Raw genomic sequence first — 16,851 nt, 5'->3', positions numbered from 1 at the left:
TCAATTCAGCAGTATTTTATAGTATGCAGCAGTATCGCAATCTTATTCTTGGTTTTGTCCTGATCATTACCTTAATGACAGGCTTAGGCGGCTTCAGTCTCTACCACCTCAATAACATCTCGAAAGACGTCGAAAACATCTATAACCACCCATTTGCTGTGAGCAATGCTGGGCAGTCGATCCAGACTCTAGTGTTTGCGATGCACCGCGATATGAAAGATGTGGTATTGGTAAAAAATACGGAACAGTTAAAAGCTACGTTAGAGCAAGTGCACCGCCAAGAACAGCAAGTTCTCAAAGAGTTCGACATTATCTTTGAGCGCTTTTTGGGTAACAAAGTCACGATTAAACAGGCCTACCAAACCTTTATTGAATGGAAACCGATTCGTGACGAAGTAGCCAAATTAGCTTTGGCTGGTGAAACTGAAAGAGCCGCTGAGATTACCCGAGCCAAAGGTGCTCAGCATGTCGACAAGCTTCTTTCCGAAGTGCACGAGTTTGTTCTCTTTGCCCAGAACAAAGCCGAAGAATTCCATCAACAGTCATCGGATAATAGAGACCACTCTATCTACGTGGTAGCTACTATTGGTTTCTTAACGATTGTTATCTCTCTTCTGATTGCAATCAAAGTGACCCGTTTGATTATGCGTTCAAACAAAGCTTTATCGCAGCGAGAACATCTGATTGACCAGAACATCATGCTGGCAAACCTTGATACACAAGGCGTGATTATTGATGCCAGTAATGCCCTCTGCCGTTTCCTCGACACAACCAAAGAAGAACTGATCGGCAAGCAAAGTAATTTTTTTGATAATTCAGATACTCACAGCATGCTATCGGAGCAGATCTGGAAAACAATCAAAACCGGTAAAACATGGCAAGGTGAGATACGTCATATCAACGACGATGGCTTAATGCATTGGGCAAACTCGCGCATTTTACCCAATATTAATGAACGCTATCAGATAACCGGCTTTACAAACCTACTGCAGGATTCAACCAGCAAGAAGCTATCGATTACAGATAAGCTCACCACACTGCCAAACCGCCGTAGTTTTGAAGATGTGTTAGAGCGCGAAATTAAGCTCAGCTACCGTCATGGCACAGCAATCGCGTTAGCTATTCTGGATGTAGATTTCTTCAAGCTTTACAACGACACCTACGGTCACCCGCAAGGGGATAAGGCCCTGCGAGATATCGCGAACTGCATCAGAGGCAGCCTACGCAGACCTTCCGATTTTGCCTTCCGCATCGGTGGTGAAGAGTTTGCCATCATCATTACAGAACAAGATGCAGCTAAGGCCCAAGCTTTCCTAGATCGTATTCGAGCAGAAGTGGAAGCACTGCATATTCCTCACGAGAAGAGCACTGTCAGCGACTATGTAACTATCTCTATTGGTGCCTACTGGAGCGCGGGCAATCAGATTTCTGATAAAAATGAACTGTACACGGAAGCGGATAAAGCGCTGTATTTAGCAAAGAACAATCGCAACCAGTTAGTTGTTCATAACCATCAGAGCTATGCGAAAAGCGCTTAACAGCCTTACTCGATAAGTAAGGCTATTTATTAGATACAGCTACTTAGCAAACTCTTCTAATAGAGCTTGCTGAGCAGAGAAGACCTCTTCCTCTTCACCCGGCTGGTTCTGAATATAACTACCGTCCGCCTGAAGCTCCCAGCTCTGGCAGTTATCTTTCATGTAGTAATCCAGCTCGCGCTTTAAACGCTCACTATGTTTTCCAAAGACTTGGAAACCCGTTTCTACACGGTTAAGCATGTTACGTTCCATCCAGTCAGCGCTGGCACAGAACACTTCCGGTTTACCGTCATTACCAAAATAGTAAACGCGCGTATGCTCTAAGAAACGGCCGATGATGGAGCGAACTTTGATATTTTCAGACAGCCCCTCAATACCCGGACGTAGACGACACATACCACGGATAATCAGATCAATTTGAACACCAGCTGCCGCCGCTTCGTACAAAGCGCGAATCATCTTAGGCTCAGTCAGACCGTTCACTTTCACCATAATATGGCCCGGCTTACCCGACTTAGCTAAACGAGTCTCACGACGAATCAGCTCAATCATTTTGGAATGTAACGTAAACGGTGCTGTGTATAACTTTTTCAGCTTCTGGATCTTACCCATACCCGTTAGCTGTTGGAAAACCTTATGCACATCTTCACCGACATCCTGATCAGCCGTTAGATAACTGTAATCAGAATACAGACGCGCTGTACCAGAATGGTAGTTACCTGTACCTAGATGAGAATAACGGACCAAGTGATTCTCCTCTTCGCGCACAATCAGCATCGCTTTAGCATGACACTTGTAACCCACTACGCCGTAAACAACCAAACAACCCGCTTCCTGCAAACGTGAGGCAAGATGTAGGTTACTCTCTTCATCGAAACGTGCACGCAGTTCAATAACTACGGTTACCTCTTTACCGCTACGCGCCGCTTCTACTAATGCATTAACGATATCGGATTTTACCCCAGTTCGATAAAGAGTCTGTTTTATCGCTACGACATCAGGATCTTTCGCTGCCTGACGCAGTAGATCAACCACTGGTGAAAAGGACTGGAATGGATGTAACAATAATTGATCATTCGCCCTTAAGGCATCGAAAATATTGTCACCTTTAAGCTTACCAGGCATGCCGGGAGAAAATGGCTTCCAGCGCAGATCATTCCGCTCCACTAAATCACGCACAGCCATAAGGCGGGTCAAGTTAACAGGACCATCCACCCTATAAGTTTGCGATTCATCCAATTTGTACTCTTTCTGTAGGAAAGCGATCAACTCTTCTGGTGTACGCTGATCCACTTCCAATCGAACTGCATCACCGTACTTACGCGAGTGCAACTCACCCCTCAGGGTATTTACCAGATCCTCAACCTCTTCCACATCGAAAGTCATATCGGCATTACGGGTGATACGGAACTGGTAGCAACCTTTAACCTTCATCCCTGGGAATAGTTCGTCCGCAAATTCGTGGATAATCGAGGACAAGAAGATCAGGTTATCACCACCTTCACAGAGATTGTCTGGTAGACGGATCAAACGCGGCAAAGAACGCGGCGCCGGAATAATCGCCAAGCCGGTTTCACGACCAAAGGCATCTTTACCATCCAGCTCGACAATAAAGTTAAGGCTCTTGTTCACTAGGCGTGGGAATGGGTGCGATGGGTCCAGACCAACAGGGCTGATTACCGGTACTACACGATCATGGAAGTAAGACTGCACCCACTCTCTCTGCTCCGGCGTCCATAGGTGACGACGAATAAAATGGATCTCTTCCTTCTCCAACTCAGGGAAGATCGTTTCGTTCAGGATCTTATATTGGCGATCTACGGTCAGGTGACAGATTTCGCTAATACGCTGCAACACCGTACGTGGGTGCATCGCATCGGGGCCTACGGCCTCACGACCATATTTCAGCTGAGTCATCTGCTCAGCAACACGGATCTCGAAAAATTCGTCCAAGTTGCTGGAGAAGATCAATAGGAACATCAACCGTTCTAGTAACGGATGTTGTTCCTCTAAGGCTTGTTCTAGAACTCGGATATTAAACTGCAGATGGCTGAGTTCACGGTTGATATAGAGCTCGGGCACCTTCAGATCAACCGGTGTTTCCTCTACCTCTTGCTCTGTTGTTGCCACACATTCACGGCTTTCTAATAACGCCGCTGCCGCTTCACTCTGTTCCGCTGATTCAACCATCACGCTGTTTTCTCTCCCTAATTCTTTAACGACTACAGAATAAAGTTTAGTCGTTTAATATCTGTGCGACGCGTTTCGCAAAATACGTAAGTACGCCATCAGCCCCTGCACGCTTAAACGCCAACAGGGATTCAAGCATTACGCTACGCTCGTCTAACCAACCATTTTGAAAAGCAGCCACATGCATCGCATATTCGCCACTCACCTGATAAACATAGGTTGGTGCTTTTAATTCATCTTTAACTCGGCGAACGATATCCAGATACGGCATACCCGGTTTTACCATCACCATATCCGCACCTTCCGCTAGGTCCAGTGACACTTCGTGTAGCGCTTCATCACTGTTAGCTGGGTCCATCTGGTAACTAAACTTGTTACCTTTACCAATGTTCGCCGCAGAACCTACTGCATCACGGAAAGGACCATAGTAAGCACTTGCATACTTAGCGGAGTACGCCATGATCAAGGTATTTACAAAACCATTGCTCTCTAGCTCATCACGGATACCACCGATACGGCCATCCATCATGTCGCTTGGTGCAACAATATCAGCACCCGCTTCGGCGTGAGATACCGCCTGCTGGATCAAGGTATCAACCGTACGATCATTCAGCACATAACCATTTTCATCGATAATGCCGTCCTGCCCGTGAGTTGTGAACGGGTCCAATGCAACATCGGTCATGATGCCCATCTCTGGGCACGCATCTTTGATTGCTTTTACTGCACGCTGAGCAAGACCATCTGGATTGTAAGCTTCTTCTGCAAACTCAGTTTTGGCATCCATCGGCGTCACTGGGAACAAAGCCATTGCAGGCACACCTAAAGAAGCAAGCTCTTTCGCTTCTTTTACCAGCAGATCGATACTCATACGCTCGACGCCTGGCATAGACGCAACTTGTTCAGTTTGATTTTGACCTTCAATCACAAAGACTGGATAGATCAGATCATCTGGCGTTAAAACGCTCTCTCGCATTAGACGACGGGAAAAATCACTGGCACGCATACGACGCATACGTGTTTCTGGGTAAAAGCGCTGGCTGTTATTAAAGGACACGGCATCTTCCTTAGGTTACAAGATGAATATGACAGAAAACGATGACAAGCTTATGACAGGCTAAAAATTAAGTAACTTTTTGTCACCATAGTAATAAAACTGATCTTATCGTACTCTGCATACAAAAGGGTATGATCAAACTCATATCACTGTAGATAAAGGAGCCTGAAAGCATGAAGAAAATTGCAGTAATTCTATCTGGTTGTGGCGTATACGATGGCGCAGAAATTTACGAGTCGGTTCTGACTTTGCTACAGATCGCTGAAAGCGGTGCAAGTTCTCAGTGTATGGCACCGAATATCGAGCAGATGCACGTTATTAATCACCTTACTGGCGAAGAAGCCGGTGAAACACGTAACGTTTTGGTTGAAGCAGCGCGTTTAGCACGTGGCGAAATTATCGATCTTGCAACAGCCAATGCCGAAGATTACGACGCTTTGATTATTCCAGGTGGTTTTGGTGCAGCGAAAAACCTGTCGGACTTTGCAGTAAAAGGCCCTGAGTGCTCAGTAAACCCTGATGTCATCAACTTTACTCAAGCGATGCATAAAGCAGGTAAGCCAGTGGGTCTAATCTGTATTGCCCCAGCAATGACACCTCTCCTATTCGGTGAAGGCGCTACTTGTACGATCGGTAATGATGCTGAAACAGCAGCGGCGATTGAAGCGATGGGTGGAAAGCACCAAGATTGTGGTGTGAGCGAGATCGTAATCGATTCCGAGCGCAAAGTGGTGACGACTCCAGCGTACATGCTAGCGGGTTCCATTACCGAAGCAGCAGCAGGTATTCGTAAGTTGGTTGATGAAGTAATCGAACTAGCTTAAGTAAGAATCACTGACGGAAAAAAGCGGCGATGTTTATTCGCCGCTTTTTTTATGCTTCTTTTTTGGCTTCCTTAACTCTTAAATTCTGTCTTTAAACCTATAATCTATCCTAGCCAATTAAGCCCCCTGACGACGATGCGACCACTGCATAAAGATGCGGTATAGCATAGGAATCAGGAACAAGGTCAGTACGGTCGAGAACGCTAAACCACTCACAATCGCAGTCGCTACCGGCCCCCAAATTAGGGAGTGACCACCTAAGCCCGTTGCTAAAGAGAACAAGCCAGCAATCGTTGTCAGCGACGTAATCAAGATTGGAATCACTCGTCGTCTAGCCGCGTATAAGGTGGCATGTTTTACCGACATTCCTTTATCTAAACGTTGATTACCCGCTGATATCAAAACAATCGCTGCGTTAACTGCAATCCCCGCCAAAGCCACAACACCGTACATAGTGAATAAGCTCAGAGGGTTCTGTGTCAGCAACAATCCAAGCACGACGCCGGTAAACGCCATCGGTATGGTCATCAAGATCATTAATGGCTGTACATAGCTAGAGAACTGCGTACCCAGTATTAGGTACATCAGCCCAAGTCCGAATAGGAAAAGAATGCCGATCGCATCGATACTCTCTTGGATTTCATCGAGTTCACCGGTGAAGTCCAGATCCAAATTAGGAAACTGTACTTGCAGCTCTTTATTCCAATGCTCCAATACCATGTCATTGGCAGTTACTGTATCGATGCTGTTAGGTAGAAGGTCTGCCTCAACCGTGATCGCACGGCGGAAGTTGTAGTGACGGATATTTCCTAGCGCTTTTGCCTTTTCAAAGCTGACTAAATTAATTAAAGGAACTTGCCCTCCTTCAGGTAAAGGCAATTCAAATAGAAGTAGTTGCTCTATGTCGGTAAATGTTTGCGGTTTAGCACGAACACGTACTTCCAGCTTTTCGCCCTCGTGTTGCATGTCCGCAACAATTTCACCATCTACCAGAAGCTGAGCGGTGCGGATTACCTCTTGCGGATGTAACCCCGCTTGTGTAATCGCATCATAATTTGCTTTTAGCGTCAGCGTCATACGTCCGCCGCCGGCATCATCTGTAATATTGGTTATTTCTTCCACCGACTGCATATAAGTTTGCAATGCATCAGCAGCTGCGCGGATCTCTGCGTACTCATCACCACGCACTTTAATGCTGATCGGCTTAGACACGGGTGGACCGCCCGCCAATCGTAAGAAAGAGATATTCAAAGGTCCCGGCAGTGCCAATGCATCTTCACGCACCACGGCTAATAACTCATCTACTGAGCGGTTATCTTCTGTCTTAGGCTTCAGACCGACCAATACCTGACCGTAGTGCTCACCAAACATAGGTGCAGTTTCGGTGAACTGCTGTCCGGCATAACCCACAACAGCTCGTAGGTCCTCATCTTTAAGATGTTTACGTACCACCTTCTCCATCTGTTTTACTTTATCCAAGGTGGCATCAAGAGAGGTCTCTGGAGCCATCTCCATATTGACATAAAACAAGCGCAACGGATCCGAAGCAAAGAAATCCATCTTAATCAGACCTGCAGCCAATGCGCCCATCGAGCCAATAAACAGTGCACCGATCAAGCTAAATGTCAGCACAGGGCGACGCATCGCTTTAATCAACGATCGAACATAAGTGATCTGGATTTTATGGGTCATACGGGTACGGAATCGCTGCATACGCCCCGGATTAGCAAAGGATACCCGCGCAACACTCACGTGTACCGGCAGCATCCAAAAAGCTTCAACCAGAGAGATCGCCAATGCGATGGTGACCACCATGGGGATCACCCGCATAAAGTCACCTAAGATCCCCGGCAGCAGCATTAATGGTAGGAAAGCCGCCATTGTGGTTAAAACCGCACTCATCACTGGGCGACCCACCTCTTCGAGCGAGGCCATCGTTGCTTGATAGATCGGTTGCCCTAGCTGTAAACGATGATAGATCGCCTCCACCACGACCACCGCATCATCTACCAACATCCCGAGCACAATCACCACACCAAGCAGCACGGTAACATTTAAGGTTTCACCCATGCCCCAGAGTACCCAGAAAGTACCCGCTAGAATAAAGGGGATACCAATAGCAGTTAAGAAGGCGATATGCGCGCCCAAAAACAACCACGCCACTACCAATACCAAGATCAACCCGATCAAAGCATTGTTCTGCATAAGACTGATCGCTTCACGGGTCGGCACGGTCTGGTCATCGACCAGAACCAGCTTCACACCAGTTGCTTGGGCCAGCTCATTGCGCTGATCCATATAGGTTTTAACCCGTTCAACCAGCTCTAAGGTATTGGCATTGGCTTTTTTCATCACCGCCAATACAACCGCAGGTTTGCCATCGATCACCGCATCTTGCTGCGCTTTAGCGCGGGTTTGCACAACCTCGGCAACTCGGCCAAGAGTAATCTCTTCCCCCTGTAGATTGATCAACGGGATATGCTTAACCTGATCAGGGTCGGCACTTCGACCAACAAGTCGAACAAGCCACGCCTGCTCGCCAACATTCACGCTACCGGCAGAGATATCCTGAAACCAAACAGATACGGTATTCGACAACTGAGTAGGTGAAAGCGATAGCGCCTGCAGCGCTTCGGGATCAAAATTCACCTGCAATTCAGGATCATCCAGACCAATCGGATCGACCCGATCTACTCCTGTGATACGTTCCAGATCTTTTTCGATATTACGCGCTTGCACCCTGAGGTTTTCATCATCATCCAGCGCGGTAACGGCGACTGTAACACTCGGGAAAGCGTTGGCACTGGTGATCTCTAAGATCACCGGGTCAATCGCATTTTCCGGTAGTTCGTCTTCTACATTTTGAATTTCTCGGCGCAGATCATTGATGCGCTTATCGAAGGTACGCTCGTCAATATCAGAAAAGCGTATCAGCAAACTCGACACTGCTTCGCGGCTATTAGAAGAAGCAAACTTAATATCCGAGACGTTGCGAATGGCGTCTTCCAGCGGGTCAGTTACACGCTTCTCGATATCGTCCGCGCTAGCCCCTGGCAGCACCGTGGTCACTACAACCCAGTTAAAGTTGATGGTCGGATCTTGTTGGCGAGGTAACAAGTTGTAGCAAAGGAAACCGATCACCAATACAAGTAAAAAGGTGAGGTTAGCTAAGACATGGTTGTTAAACAGGCGCATCAACATAACTGTATTACTCCTGCGCCATTACAATCACATCACTGCCCGATTCAACCCCGTGCTGCCCTTCAATAATGACGCGCGTATTCAAAGGCAGATCCACTCTAGCCGCCTGCCCTTCAATCGCCTCAGGTAACACTACAAATGCTGCTTTACCATTCTCAGCCTTCATTAGACCCAATTCCCCATTCCGGGAAACAACAAACTGTACCGGTAGACGGCCTTTATCCTCGAGCCAAGACACCCGACCGCTGCTGCCTGAAAGAGCTTTCACCTGCGTAAAACTAAACCGTACATTTTGCGTACGCGCGCGATTATCCATATACGGCACCACCGCTCGTAAGCTCAGTGGATAACGCTGACCATTAAATTGGAAATAGATTTGATTACTCAGCTGCATATCCGCCACCTGACGATGGCTTAAGGCTGCAGAAACTTCCTGAGCATCCTGAGAAAGTACTCTTACCAATAAAGATCCCGGTGTGACCAAATCGCCGTTACTCACCAAACGTTCTGTCACAACACCATCAGATGGCGCTAGAACTATGCAACGTTCAACCGCAAGATCCGCTTCAGCTATACGCGCTTTAGCTCCATCCAACTGTGCAACCAGACTATCTAACTCAGCCTTTCGCTGATCACGAAGTTCTTTAGAAGCATTTTTTTGTCTAAGTAGGCGTTCAGCGCGGGATAGTTGCTGCTTAGCTAGGCGAACCTGAGCCAGCAAAGATTTATGCGCGCTGATCGATTGCAGCTGTAGCAATTCATAATCCCTACACTCCAAATTGAGTAATGGCTGCCCTTGTTCAACCTGCTGCCCAACCTCAATCAGCACTTGCTCTACAGAGGCAGTAAGACGCGCTGATACGGTTGCATGCTCCTCATTGATCACCTGAGCAGGTGCACTTTGCAAGGTCATCTGGAGTAACTCAGAAAGAGGTTTTACCACTACGGTGGAGGCTGCAGATAGGTTAAAGCTTAAAAAAAAGACAACACAGCCTAGAAGATACTTCATAACCAACCCCTGTATTAATTCTCATTCCTATGAATTGACGCACCAAGATAATGCACTAAGAGGCAGCAAGACGCCACCTAAGTCTAATTATCAGGATCCAATATCATAGGTTAGAGGTCGTGTAATACAGGGTGTGTTGTATCGCTTGGACTAAATTCGCACACCTGTGGCAGATCAATAGAGATCTCCAAGCCCTGATCAGGCTTATTCTTAACTTCTATAGTACCGCCTAACTTTTGGGTGATTAAAATATAGAAGATGTGATTACCTAAGCCCACCTTGCCTTCAAAACGTTTGCTGGTGACAAAAGGTTCAAACAGGTGTTGTTCCATATTTTCACTTAAACCACGGCCGTTATCTCGATAGAGAATTCTCACCCCACGATCAGTCCGATTAATATGGAACGAGATCTTACCGTGGTAACCTTCTGGGAATGCATGAGATACCGCGTTCTCTAACAGATATTCAAGCGCTGCAGACAACGAGACCGGGTATGTAGTGATAACCAGAGGCTGCCCGTCATCACAACTAAAACTTAAACTATGCCCTGCAGATACAATCCCACCTTCATGAGCCAAACAAAAATCAGCCATTAGCTCACAAATATCTGTTGCACCTAAAGCTGTATCCCCTTCGTGGGCTGACAGTTTTCGGAAGGTCTGCACTAATCCACAGGCTTTTTTCAAATTACCGTTGATTAATTGCAGTTGCGCTTCAGTGTTTTCACAAAAATCTAAAAACAATTGCTCCCTAAGTTGTCCGCTTTCCCGAGCCGCAATCAATTCTGCCAATTCACCCTCTATTGATGACGAAGCCGTTACACAAACACCGATAGGGGTATTAATTTCATGCGCGACCCCGGTAACCAATGATGCCAAAGCCATCATTTTTTCTGCTTCAACCAATTGGCATTGAGTCTGTTTCAAATCGTCCAAAGTACATGCAAGTGAGGCATTCGCCTTACGTAATTCAGAAGTGCGCTCCTCAACTTTGTTTTCCAGTTCTGCACTGAACTTTTTCAGCTCAGCTTCAAGACGAATACGCACTGAAATATCAGTAGAAATCGCGCATAAGCCGATCAATTTATCACCATCCATAATCGGAAATTTCACCGAAACAAAAGTGCGATTGTGGCCTTCAGTCAGCGTCTCCTCAAATTCCAACATCTTACGTTCCTGCAAGACACGGCTGTCATTAGACATCATCTGCTCTGCAACGCCCTTAGCAATAAAATCACTGGGTAAAGCACCAACCGCGCGATCTTTAGTGACTGAAAAAAGTTTTAGGAATTCATTATTCACCTCAAGAAAACGGCCTTCTGCAGTTATCAGGTAGATGATGGTTGGAGCAAAATCCATAATAAGCTGCAGCCGTTTCTGGGTAAGCTCCTTTTCCTGCTCGGCCTGTTGTCTTAGATGGATCTCTTGACGTAGTTGATCAATTGTCTGGGCCTGTTCCTCGTTATGTTTCAGCACTAACTCTTCGCGCTCACGATAGAAATTAACTTTTCGCTTCAGTTCTGCCGGGGAAATTCTTAATTCTGTCAGTACATTTCCATAATGAATCTGTAGCTCTTTAAACTCAGAACTAGTAAACAACTGGGCACGTTTCAGTACTTTTGCCGCGATTGAAGCACCTAAAGCCCCCGACAAACGCTGATCAATTTGTCGGCCTAATTCGGCTAAAGCAAACAAGTTACAGTGACTTTTACCTAGCGTATTTGCCTTAACTTCAGCTTCTCGCAAAATAGATACAGCCCGATCCTCAACCATATACTGGTTCAATAGATTAAGAGAGCGCTCACGCTTACCTTCCAACGCTATATTTTCCTCTAGCGAAGTTTCAAAAACAGATTCTTCATAAGTACTATTTTCATCCATCTTATCCATAAACTGCTGATAATAAGTCCTCTCCTCATCTGAAGGTCGATTCAGTAATGACCCCAAAACGTAACCCATCAGATTAAATGCCAAAGACCAGAAAACCCCGTGACTAAGACTATCTACGGCAGTCAGATTGAATAAGGCTTCAGGCCGCAACCAACTCTGGCCCAGAAAGCCATCGCTCAACAGAGAACTATCTAACCAGCCGCTTCGAATAAAAGTCGGAAGAACTAAGCAGTAAATCCAGGTAACAAACCCTGCAGACAAGCCCCACAAGGCGCCTAATTTTGTGCCTTTGCTCCAGAACAAACCACCTAAAGTCGCTGGCAGAAACTGCGCCACCGCGGCAAAAGCGAGCAAACCAATATTGACCAGCATATAAGAGCCACCTACCAACCGGTCAAATAAATACCCCCCGATAATGATAAAAATAACCGCCAGCCAACGTAGCTGTAGCAAAAAACGCCGCAATGGGTTGAGTTGTATTATCTGCTCAATCAAGGGCAATAACAGATGGTTAATCATCATCGTCGAAAGGGCCATAGCGCAGATCATCACCATACCCAATGCAGCTGAAATACCGCCAACAAAGGCAAACAAAGCGAGCAGTGGATCGCCATGATTCAATGGCAGTAACAAGACAAAGCTATCGGCCTGCTGAGGGCTGTAATTCAAGACCAAACCTGCCAATGCAATGGGAATCACAAACAGGTTTATTAACAATATATACAGGGGGAAGCCCCACTGGGCACTGCGAAAGTGGTCAGGATTTGAGTTTTCAACCACTGCAACATGGAATTGCCGCGGTAGAAAGAAAAAGGCCGAGGCACTCAGTACTAATAGGGTTGTCCACTGAAAAAAGCTGGGAACCTGACTCAAATTTTGAGTAACTTCATATTCAGGCTGATTGGCCAGCTCTAACAAACTCTGGGGGGTATCAAACAAAGAAAAGCAGACAAAAATACCCACCGCCATAAAAGCAGCCAGCTTAACAATACATTCAAATGCGAGTGCAAGAATAATCCCTGGGTGACGTTCCGTTGGGTCCAAGTGCCTAACCCCAAACAGAATAGTAAAAAGTGCAATGCACGCGGCACTGATGAGCGGTAACTGGTTAACAATCACGTCCGGTATATTCACCGCCGCACTACTGCTCAACACGGTAAGCGAGCTGTTTACGGCTTTAAGCTGCAAACTAATATAGGGAACGGCCCCTAGGGAAGCCATTATGGTGACAAGTGTCGCTACCTGTTGCGAACGGAAATAACGTGCTGAAAGAAAGTCAGCAATGGATGTGATACGTAGGTCATTTTTCAGGTGTATGAGCCTTCGCATCATCACGCCAGCAAACAACATCGCCAGCGTCGGACCAAAATATACCGCCAGAAAACTCATACCACTGGTAGCGGCCTTTCCGACAGATCCATAAAAGGTCCAGGAGGTACAAAACACCGCCAGCGAAAGGGTATAGGTTACCGGGCTATCTGACATACGGCGTATAGTTTCGCCGCCCCGCTGCCCAAACCAGGCAATCACCAACAATAAACCCAGATAACAGAGCAGTGAAAACAGCACGACCTGAGTTGATAGCATTCAAGCTACCTCGATCTGCTGCTGAGATATAACATCACAACGGCCAGTCCCCAAAATAGGAACAAACTAAGATATAAAACCGTCACCGAAAGCTGTGTACCGCTGAAGATTGGCCAGGACAATAAGGAATACCCTATTAACAGTAACAACAGCCGTAATTCTGGATGTTTCCACAGACTAGAGTTTTGTTTTGCCACACTACACCCCAACTACGCTTGGGTTTATTCTTTGCAGTATAGTCGAGACTCAGGCAGGTTCAGGTCAGACAAACAACGATTTTCAGCCACAAAAAAAGCTCCCGAAGGAGCTTTTTAAAATCACACGCAAGGAATTTATTAAAGGCGGACCTCTATACCCTTGTCTCGCATATATTCCTTTGCTTGCGGAACTGTGTATTCATTAAAGTGGAAGATAGAAGCCGCAAGCACAGCATCTGCCTTCCCTTCGATACAGCCTTCAACTAAGTGATCCAGATTACCCACACCACCAGAAGCGATGACAGGTACGTTGACCGCATCGCTAATCGCACGTGTAACTTCTAGGTCGTAACCGTTTTTAACGCCATCTTGGTCCATAGATGTCAGAAGAATTTCACCTGCACCTAACTCAACCATCTTTTGCGCCCACTCAACCGCATCGATTCCGGTTGGTTTACGGCCACCGTGAGTAAAGATCTCCCAACGGTTCTCTTCACCTTCTTTGGATACTTTCTTCGCATCAATGGCTACAACGATACATTGTGAACCAAAGCGCTCTGCTGCTTCTTTAACAAACTCAGGGTTAAATACCGCAGCAGAATTAATAGATACTTTGTCTGCACCCGCATTCAACATGGTACGGATATCCTCGCAAGTACGAATACCACCACCAACAGTCAGTGGGATAAATACCTGCGAAGCCATACGTTCAACCGTATGCACCATCGTGTCACGGCCTTCATGAGTTGCTGTAATATCTAGAAATGTAATTTCGTCTGCGCCCTGCTCGTCGTAGCGTTTTGCTACTTCTACAGGGTCACCAGCGTCGCGAATATCGACAAACTTAACGCCTTTCACCACGCGACCGTTTTCTACATCGAGGCAAGGAATAATTCGTTTTGCCAAAGCCATGAGTAGTTACCTCTAAAATTGGACCTAATGGTTTAAGGTTTAATCGTATTTTCAGTCATCGGTGCAGGTGCTGGCTTACCATCCCAGTTAAGGAAGTTCTTAAGCAACTGCAGACCCGCTTTAGAGCTTTTCTCAGGGTGGAACTGCACAGCAAACACATTGTCACGCGCAAGCGCGACATCAAACTGCTGACCGTAACGACAAACACCAGAAACCAGATCACGTTCTTCAGCCGTTACAAAGTAGCTGTGAACAAAGTAGAAACGACTACCGTCTTCGATCTCATTCCATAGAGGGTGATCATCCATCTGAGCCACTTCGTTCCAACCCATATGTGGAACTTTCAGGCGTTCGCCCTCTTCTGCCAAGTCATCGCCAAAGTAGTTCACACTACCCTTAAAGTGAGACAAGCAATCTACGCCATCGTTCTCTTCAGAACGCTCAAGCAGAGCTTGCATACCTACGCAGATACCTAGGAATGGTTTACCAGAATTGATTGCATCTGTGACCTCTTTATCCACACCGGCACGTAGCATCTCTGCCATGCAATCACGCATTGCACCAACACCCGGTAAGATAACGCGGTCAGCACTGGCAACAAGCGCTGGATCAGAAGTCACACGAACTTCAACACCTGGCTGTACAAATTCCAGTGCTTTGGCAACAGAGTGCAAGTTGCCCATGCCATAATCGATTACCGCTACACTCGACATAACTTACAAACACCCTTTTGTAGAAGGCATAACATCCGCAGCACGCGCATCAATTTCTAGAGAGTAACGCAGTGCACGACCAAACGCTTTAAAGATGGTTTCCGCTTGGTGGTGAGCATTAAAGCCCTTGATATTATCGATATGCAGGGTAACACCCGCGTGATTTACGAAGCCTTGGAAGAACTCCCAAAACAGCTGCGTATCAAAACGGCCGATATTGCCGCGGGTAAAATCACACTTAAAATCTAGCCCTGGGCGACCAGAGAAATCGATAACAACACGGGACAAAGCTTCATCCAGTGGACAGTAAGCATGGCCGTAGCGCATGATCCCTTTACGATCACCTACCGCTTCTTTGAATGCCTGCCCTAGCGTGATGCCTATATCTTCAACCGTGTGGTGATCGTCGATATGAGTATCGCCTTTGGCGTGAATATCTAGATCAATAAGACCGTGGCGGGAGATCTGCTCCATCATGTGCTCTAAGAACGGCACACCTGTATCAGCCTTAAATTGGCCTGTTCCATCAATATTTACCGACACAGTGATCTGTGTCTCCAATGTATCTCGACTTACCTTGGCTGTACGGTCCGCCATGGTGATCTCCCACTATATTTGATCTGAGCCGCGATTATACAACCATCCCCCCATCCATGCACTTTTGAAAATCGTAATAAAACGCAAATAGCGAGACCTTGGGCTATCTTTTAGGTATTGCCTTTTATGAAGGACGGAATCAGCTGATGAATGATCCCGATCTACATCAACTATTGCGCGGCAATCATCGCGCGCTATTGTTAGTTATCGATGCTTTACCTTTCCCGATCTATTACAAAGATCATGAAGGTAAGTACCTCGGCTGCAACAAGGCCTATGCTGATTATGTTCAAGTTTCCAGAGAGGATTTAATTGGAAGGAATGTATTTGATGTTTTTGATAAAACACCCGCAGCTATATTCGCCGCTTCGGACATGGAGCTGCTAAACAATCCAGGCATCCAGATCTACGAAACACCCGTCCATCGTGAAGGCGAAGAACTCAACTACGTTAAGTTCCATAAAGCCACATTTCATGACAGTGATGGTTCCGTAGCGGGATTAATTGGCGCCATCATAGATATCACCGATCAAAAAACCTTAGAGAAGAAATTTAAGCGTTTAGCCACATATGACGATCTCACGGGTATCTATAACCGCCGTGAAGGTCGTAAACAGCTAAAACTGCTGTGCAAAGAAGCGATTCGAAAAGAGCGCCCTATTTCAGTAATTTTGTTAGATATCGACGACTTTAAAGACATTAACGACACATACGGCCATGATACCGGTGATATTGCACTCAAACAGGCCGCACAGTGTCTAGACCGATATTCCAGGGCGCATGACTTTGTTTGCCGTTATGGCGGAGAGGAGTTCATGATCATCCTTCCCGAAACTAATACAGATTCAGCCTTAAAAATAGGGGAACGCTATCTAGAGGCACTACGCAACATGGAGGTACAGATCACAAGTAGTGAGGTAATACATCTAACAGCCAGTATCGGCGTAGGGGAATTGGATAAAGAATTTACCGATAGAGAATTGATGCTCAAACAAGCAGATTTAGCTCTCTATCGCGCCAAAGCCAGCGGTAAAAACCAAGTCTGTAGCTGACTTATTCACCCCCCCTTTAGCCTCCACCATTGAAACTTCATTATTTCCGTTTATCCTCATCCCTTCAGAACCCTTGCCAAGGAGA

Annotated in this window: 11 protein-coding genes; 3 read left to right on the top strand and 8 right to left on the bottom strand. The window is 46.4% G+C overall.

All coding sequences use genetic code 11. From position 1 onward, the window contains the following. Nucleotides 1–23: 23 nt before the first annotated feature. Nucleotides 24–1,538, top strand: coding sequence for a diguanylate cyclase domain-containing protein (locus tag ACMXYR_RS00770; RefSeq protein ID WP_415883110.1), 1,515 nt, complete (start codon nt 24–26; stop codon nt 1,536–1,538). Between the two features lie 39 nt (nt 1,539–1,577). Here ACMXYR_RS00770 and ppk1 read toward each other — a convergent pair whose 3' ends face one another. Together ppk1 and hemB are read right to left on the bottom strand one after the other, a co-directional pair. Then, nucleotides 1,578–3,728, bottom strand: a complete 2,151-nt coding sequence (gene ppk1, locus ACMXYR_RS00765; protein ID WP_415903663.1) for a polyphosphate kinase 1 — start codon at nt 3,726–3,728, stop codon at nt 1,578–1,580. A gap of 46 nt (nt 3,729–3,774) precedes the next feature. Next, entirely contained in the window at nt 3,775–4,785 is a 1,011-nt protein-coding gene (gene hemB / locus ACMXYR_RS00760; RefSeq protein WP_415902527.1) for a porphobilinogen synthase, read from the bottom strand. Between the two features lie 173 nt (nt 4,786–4,958). On the opposite strand from hemB, the gene elbB reads away from it, so the two are divergent. Then, nucleotides 4,959–5,609: an isoprenoid biosynthesis glyoxalase ElbB gene (gene elbB / locus ACMXYR_RS00755; protein WP_415902526.1), complete on the top strand. Its 651-nt coding sequence runs from the start codon at nt 4,959–4,961 to the stop codon at nt 5,607–5,609. Nucleotides 5,610–5,726: 117 nt separating this feature from the next. On the opposite strand, the gene ACMXYR_RS00750 is transcribed toward elbB, so the two are convergent. The 6 genes from ACMXYR_RS00750 to hisB form a co-directional block, all read right to left on the bottom strand. Then, nucleotides 5,727–8,810, bottom strand: coding sequence for an efflux RND transporter permease subunit (locus tag ACMXYR_RS00750; RefSeq protein WP_415902525.1), 3,084 nt, complete (start codon nt 8,808–8,810; stop codon nt 5,727–5,729). Nucleotides 8,811–8,817: 7 nt separating this feature from the next. After that, nucleotides 8,818–9,819, bottom strand: coding sequence for an efflux RND transporter periplasmic adaptor subunit (locus tag ACMXYR_RS00745; protein WP_415902524.1), 1,002 nt, complete (start codon nt 9,817–9,819; stop codon nt 8,818–8,820). Between the two features lie 110 nt (nt 9,820–9,929). Beyond that, complete coding sequence (locus ACMXYR_RS00740) at nt 9,930–13,295, bottom strand: ATP-binding protein (protein ID WP_415902523.1); 3,366 nt, start codon at nt 13,293–13,295, stop codon at nt 9,930–9,932. A 335-nt stretch (nt 13,296–13,630) separates the two neighbouring features. Beyond that, nucleotides 13,631–14,404, bottom strand: coding sequence for an imidazole glycerol phosphate synthase subunit HisF (gene hisF, locus ACMXYR_RS00735; protein WP_415889890.1), 774 nt, complete (start codon nt 14,402–14,404; stop codon nt 13,631–13,633). A gap of 32 nt (nt 14,405–14,436) precedes the next feature. Continuing rightward, entirely contained in the window at nt 14,437–15,117 is a 681-nt protein-coding gene (gene hisH, locus ACMXYR_RS00730; RefSeq protein ID WP_415886538.1) for an imidazole glycerol phosphate synthase subunit HisH, read from the bottom strand. A 3-nt stretch (nt 15,118–15,120) separates the two neighbouring features. Beyond that, complete coding sequence (hisB, locus tag ACMXYR_RS00725) at nt 15,121–15,714, bottom strand: imidazoleglycerol-phosphate dehydratase HisB (protein ID WP_415883103.1); 594 nt, start codon at nt 15,712–15,714, stop codon at nt 15,121–15,123. Between the two features lie 146 nt (nt 15,715–15,860). On the opposite strand from hisB, the gene ACMXYR_RS00720 reads away from it, so the two are divergent. Then, nucleotides 15,861–16,766, top strand: a complete 906-nt coding sequence (locus tag ACMXYR_RS00720; protein WP_415886535.1) for a diguanylate cyclase — start codon at nt 15,861–15,863, stop codon at nt 16,764–16,766. Nucleotides 16,767–16,851 lie beyond the last annotated feature (85 nt).

It is taken from the genome of Neptuniibacter sp. QD29_5, assembly GCF_047778125.1.
Taxonomy (GTDB): domain Bacteria; phylum Pseudomonadota; class Gammaproteobacteria; order Pseudomonadales; family Balneatricaceae; genus Neptuniibacter.
This window is presented reverse-complemented; position numbering and strand designations above follow the sequence as displayed.

What these genes read in the sequence shown, in the direction of transcription:
- elbB (WP_415902526.1), top strand. Translation starts at nt 4,959, where the DNA reads ATGAAGAAAATTGCAGTAATTCTATCTGGTTGTGGCGTATACGATGGC.
- ACMXYR_RS00770 (WP_415883110.1), top strand. Translation starts at nt 24, where the DNA reads ATGCAGCAGTATCGCAATCTTATTCTTGGTTTTGTCCTGATCATTACC.
- hisB (WP_415883103.1), bottom strand. Translation starts at nt 15,714, where the DNA reads ATGGCGGACCGTACAGCCAAGGTAAGTCGAGATACATTGGAGACACAG.
- ACMXYR_RS00720 (WP_415886535.1), top strand. Translation starts at nt 15,861, where the DNA reads ATGAATGATCCCGATCTACATCAACTATTGCGCGGCAATCATCGCGCG.
- ACMXYR_RS00745 (WP_415902524.1), bottom strand. Translation starts at nt 9,819, where the DNA reads ATGAAGTATCTTCTAGGCTGTGTTGTCTTTTTTTTAAGCTTTAACCTA.
- hisH (WP_415886538.1), bottom strand. Translation starts at nt 15,117, where the DNA reads ATGTCGAGTGTAGCGGTAATCGATTATGGCATGGGCAACTTGCACTCT.
- ACMXYR_RS00750 (WP_415902525.1), bottom strand. Translation starts at nt 8,810, where the DNA reads ATGTTGATGCGCCTGTTTAACAACCATGTCTTAGCTAACCTCACCTTT.
- hisF (WP_415889890.1), bottom strand. Translation starts at nt 14,404, where the DNA reads ATGGCTTTGGCAAAACGAATTATTCCTTGCCTCGATGTAGAAAACGGT.
- ACMXYR_RS00740 (WP_415902523.1), bottom strand. Translation starts at nt 13,295, where the DNA reads ATGCTATCAACTCAGGTCGTGCTGTTTTCACTGCTCTGTTATCTGGGT.
- ppk1 (WP_415903663.1), bottom strand. Translation starts at nt 3,728, where the DNA reads ATGGTTGAATCAGCGGAACAGAGTGAAGCGGCAGCGGCGTTATTAGAA.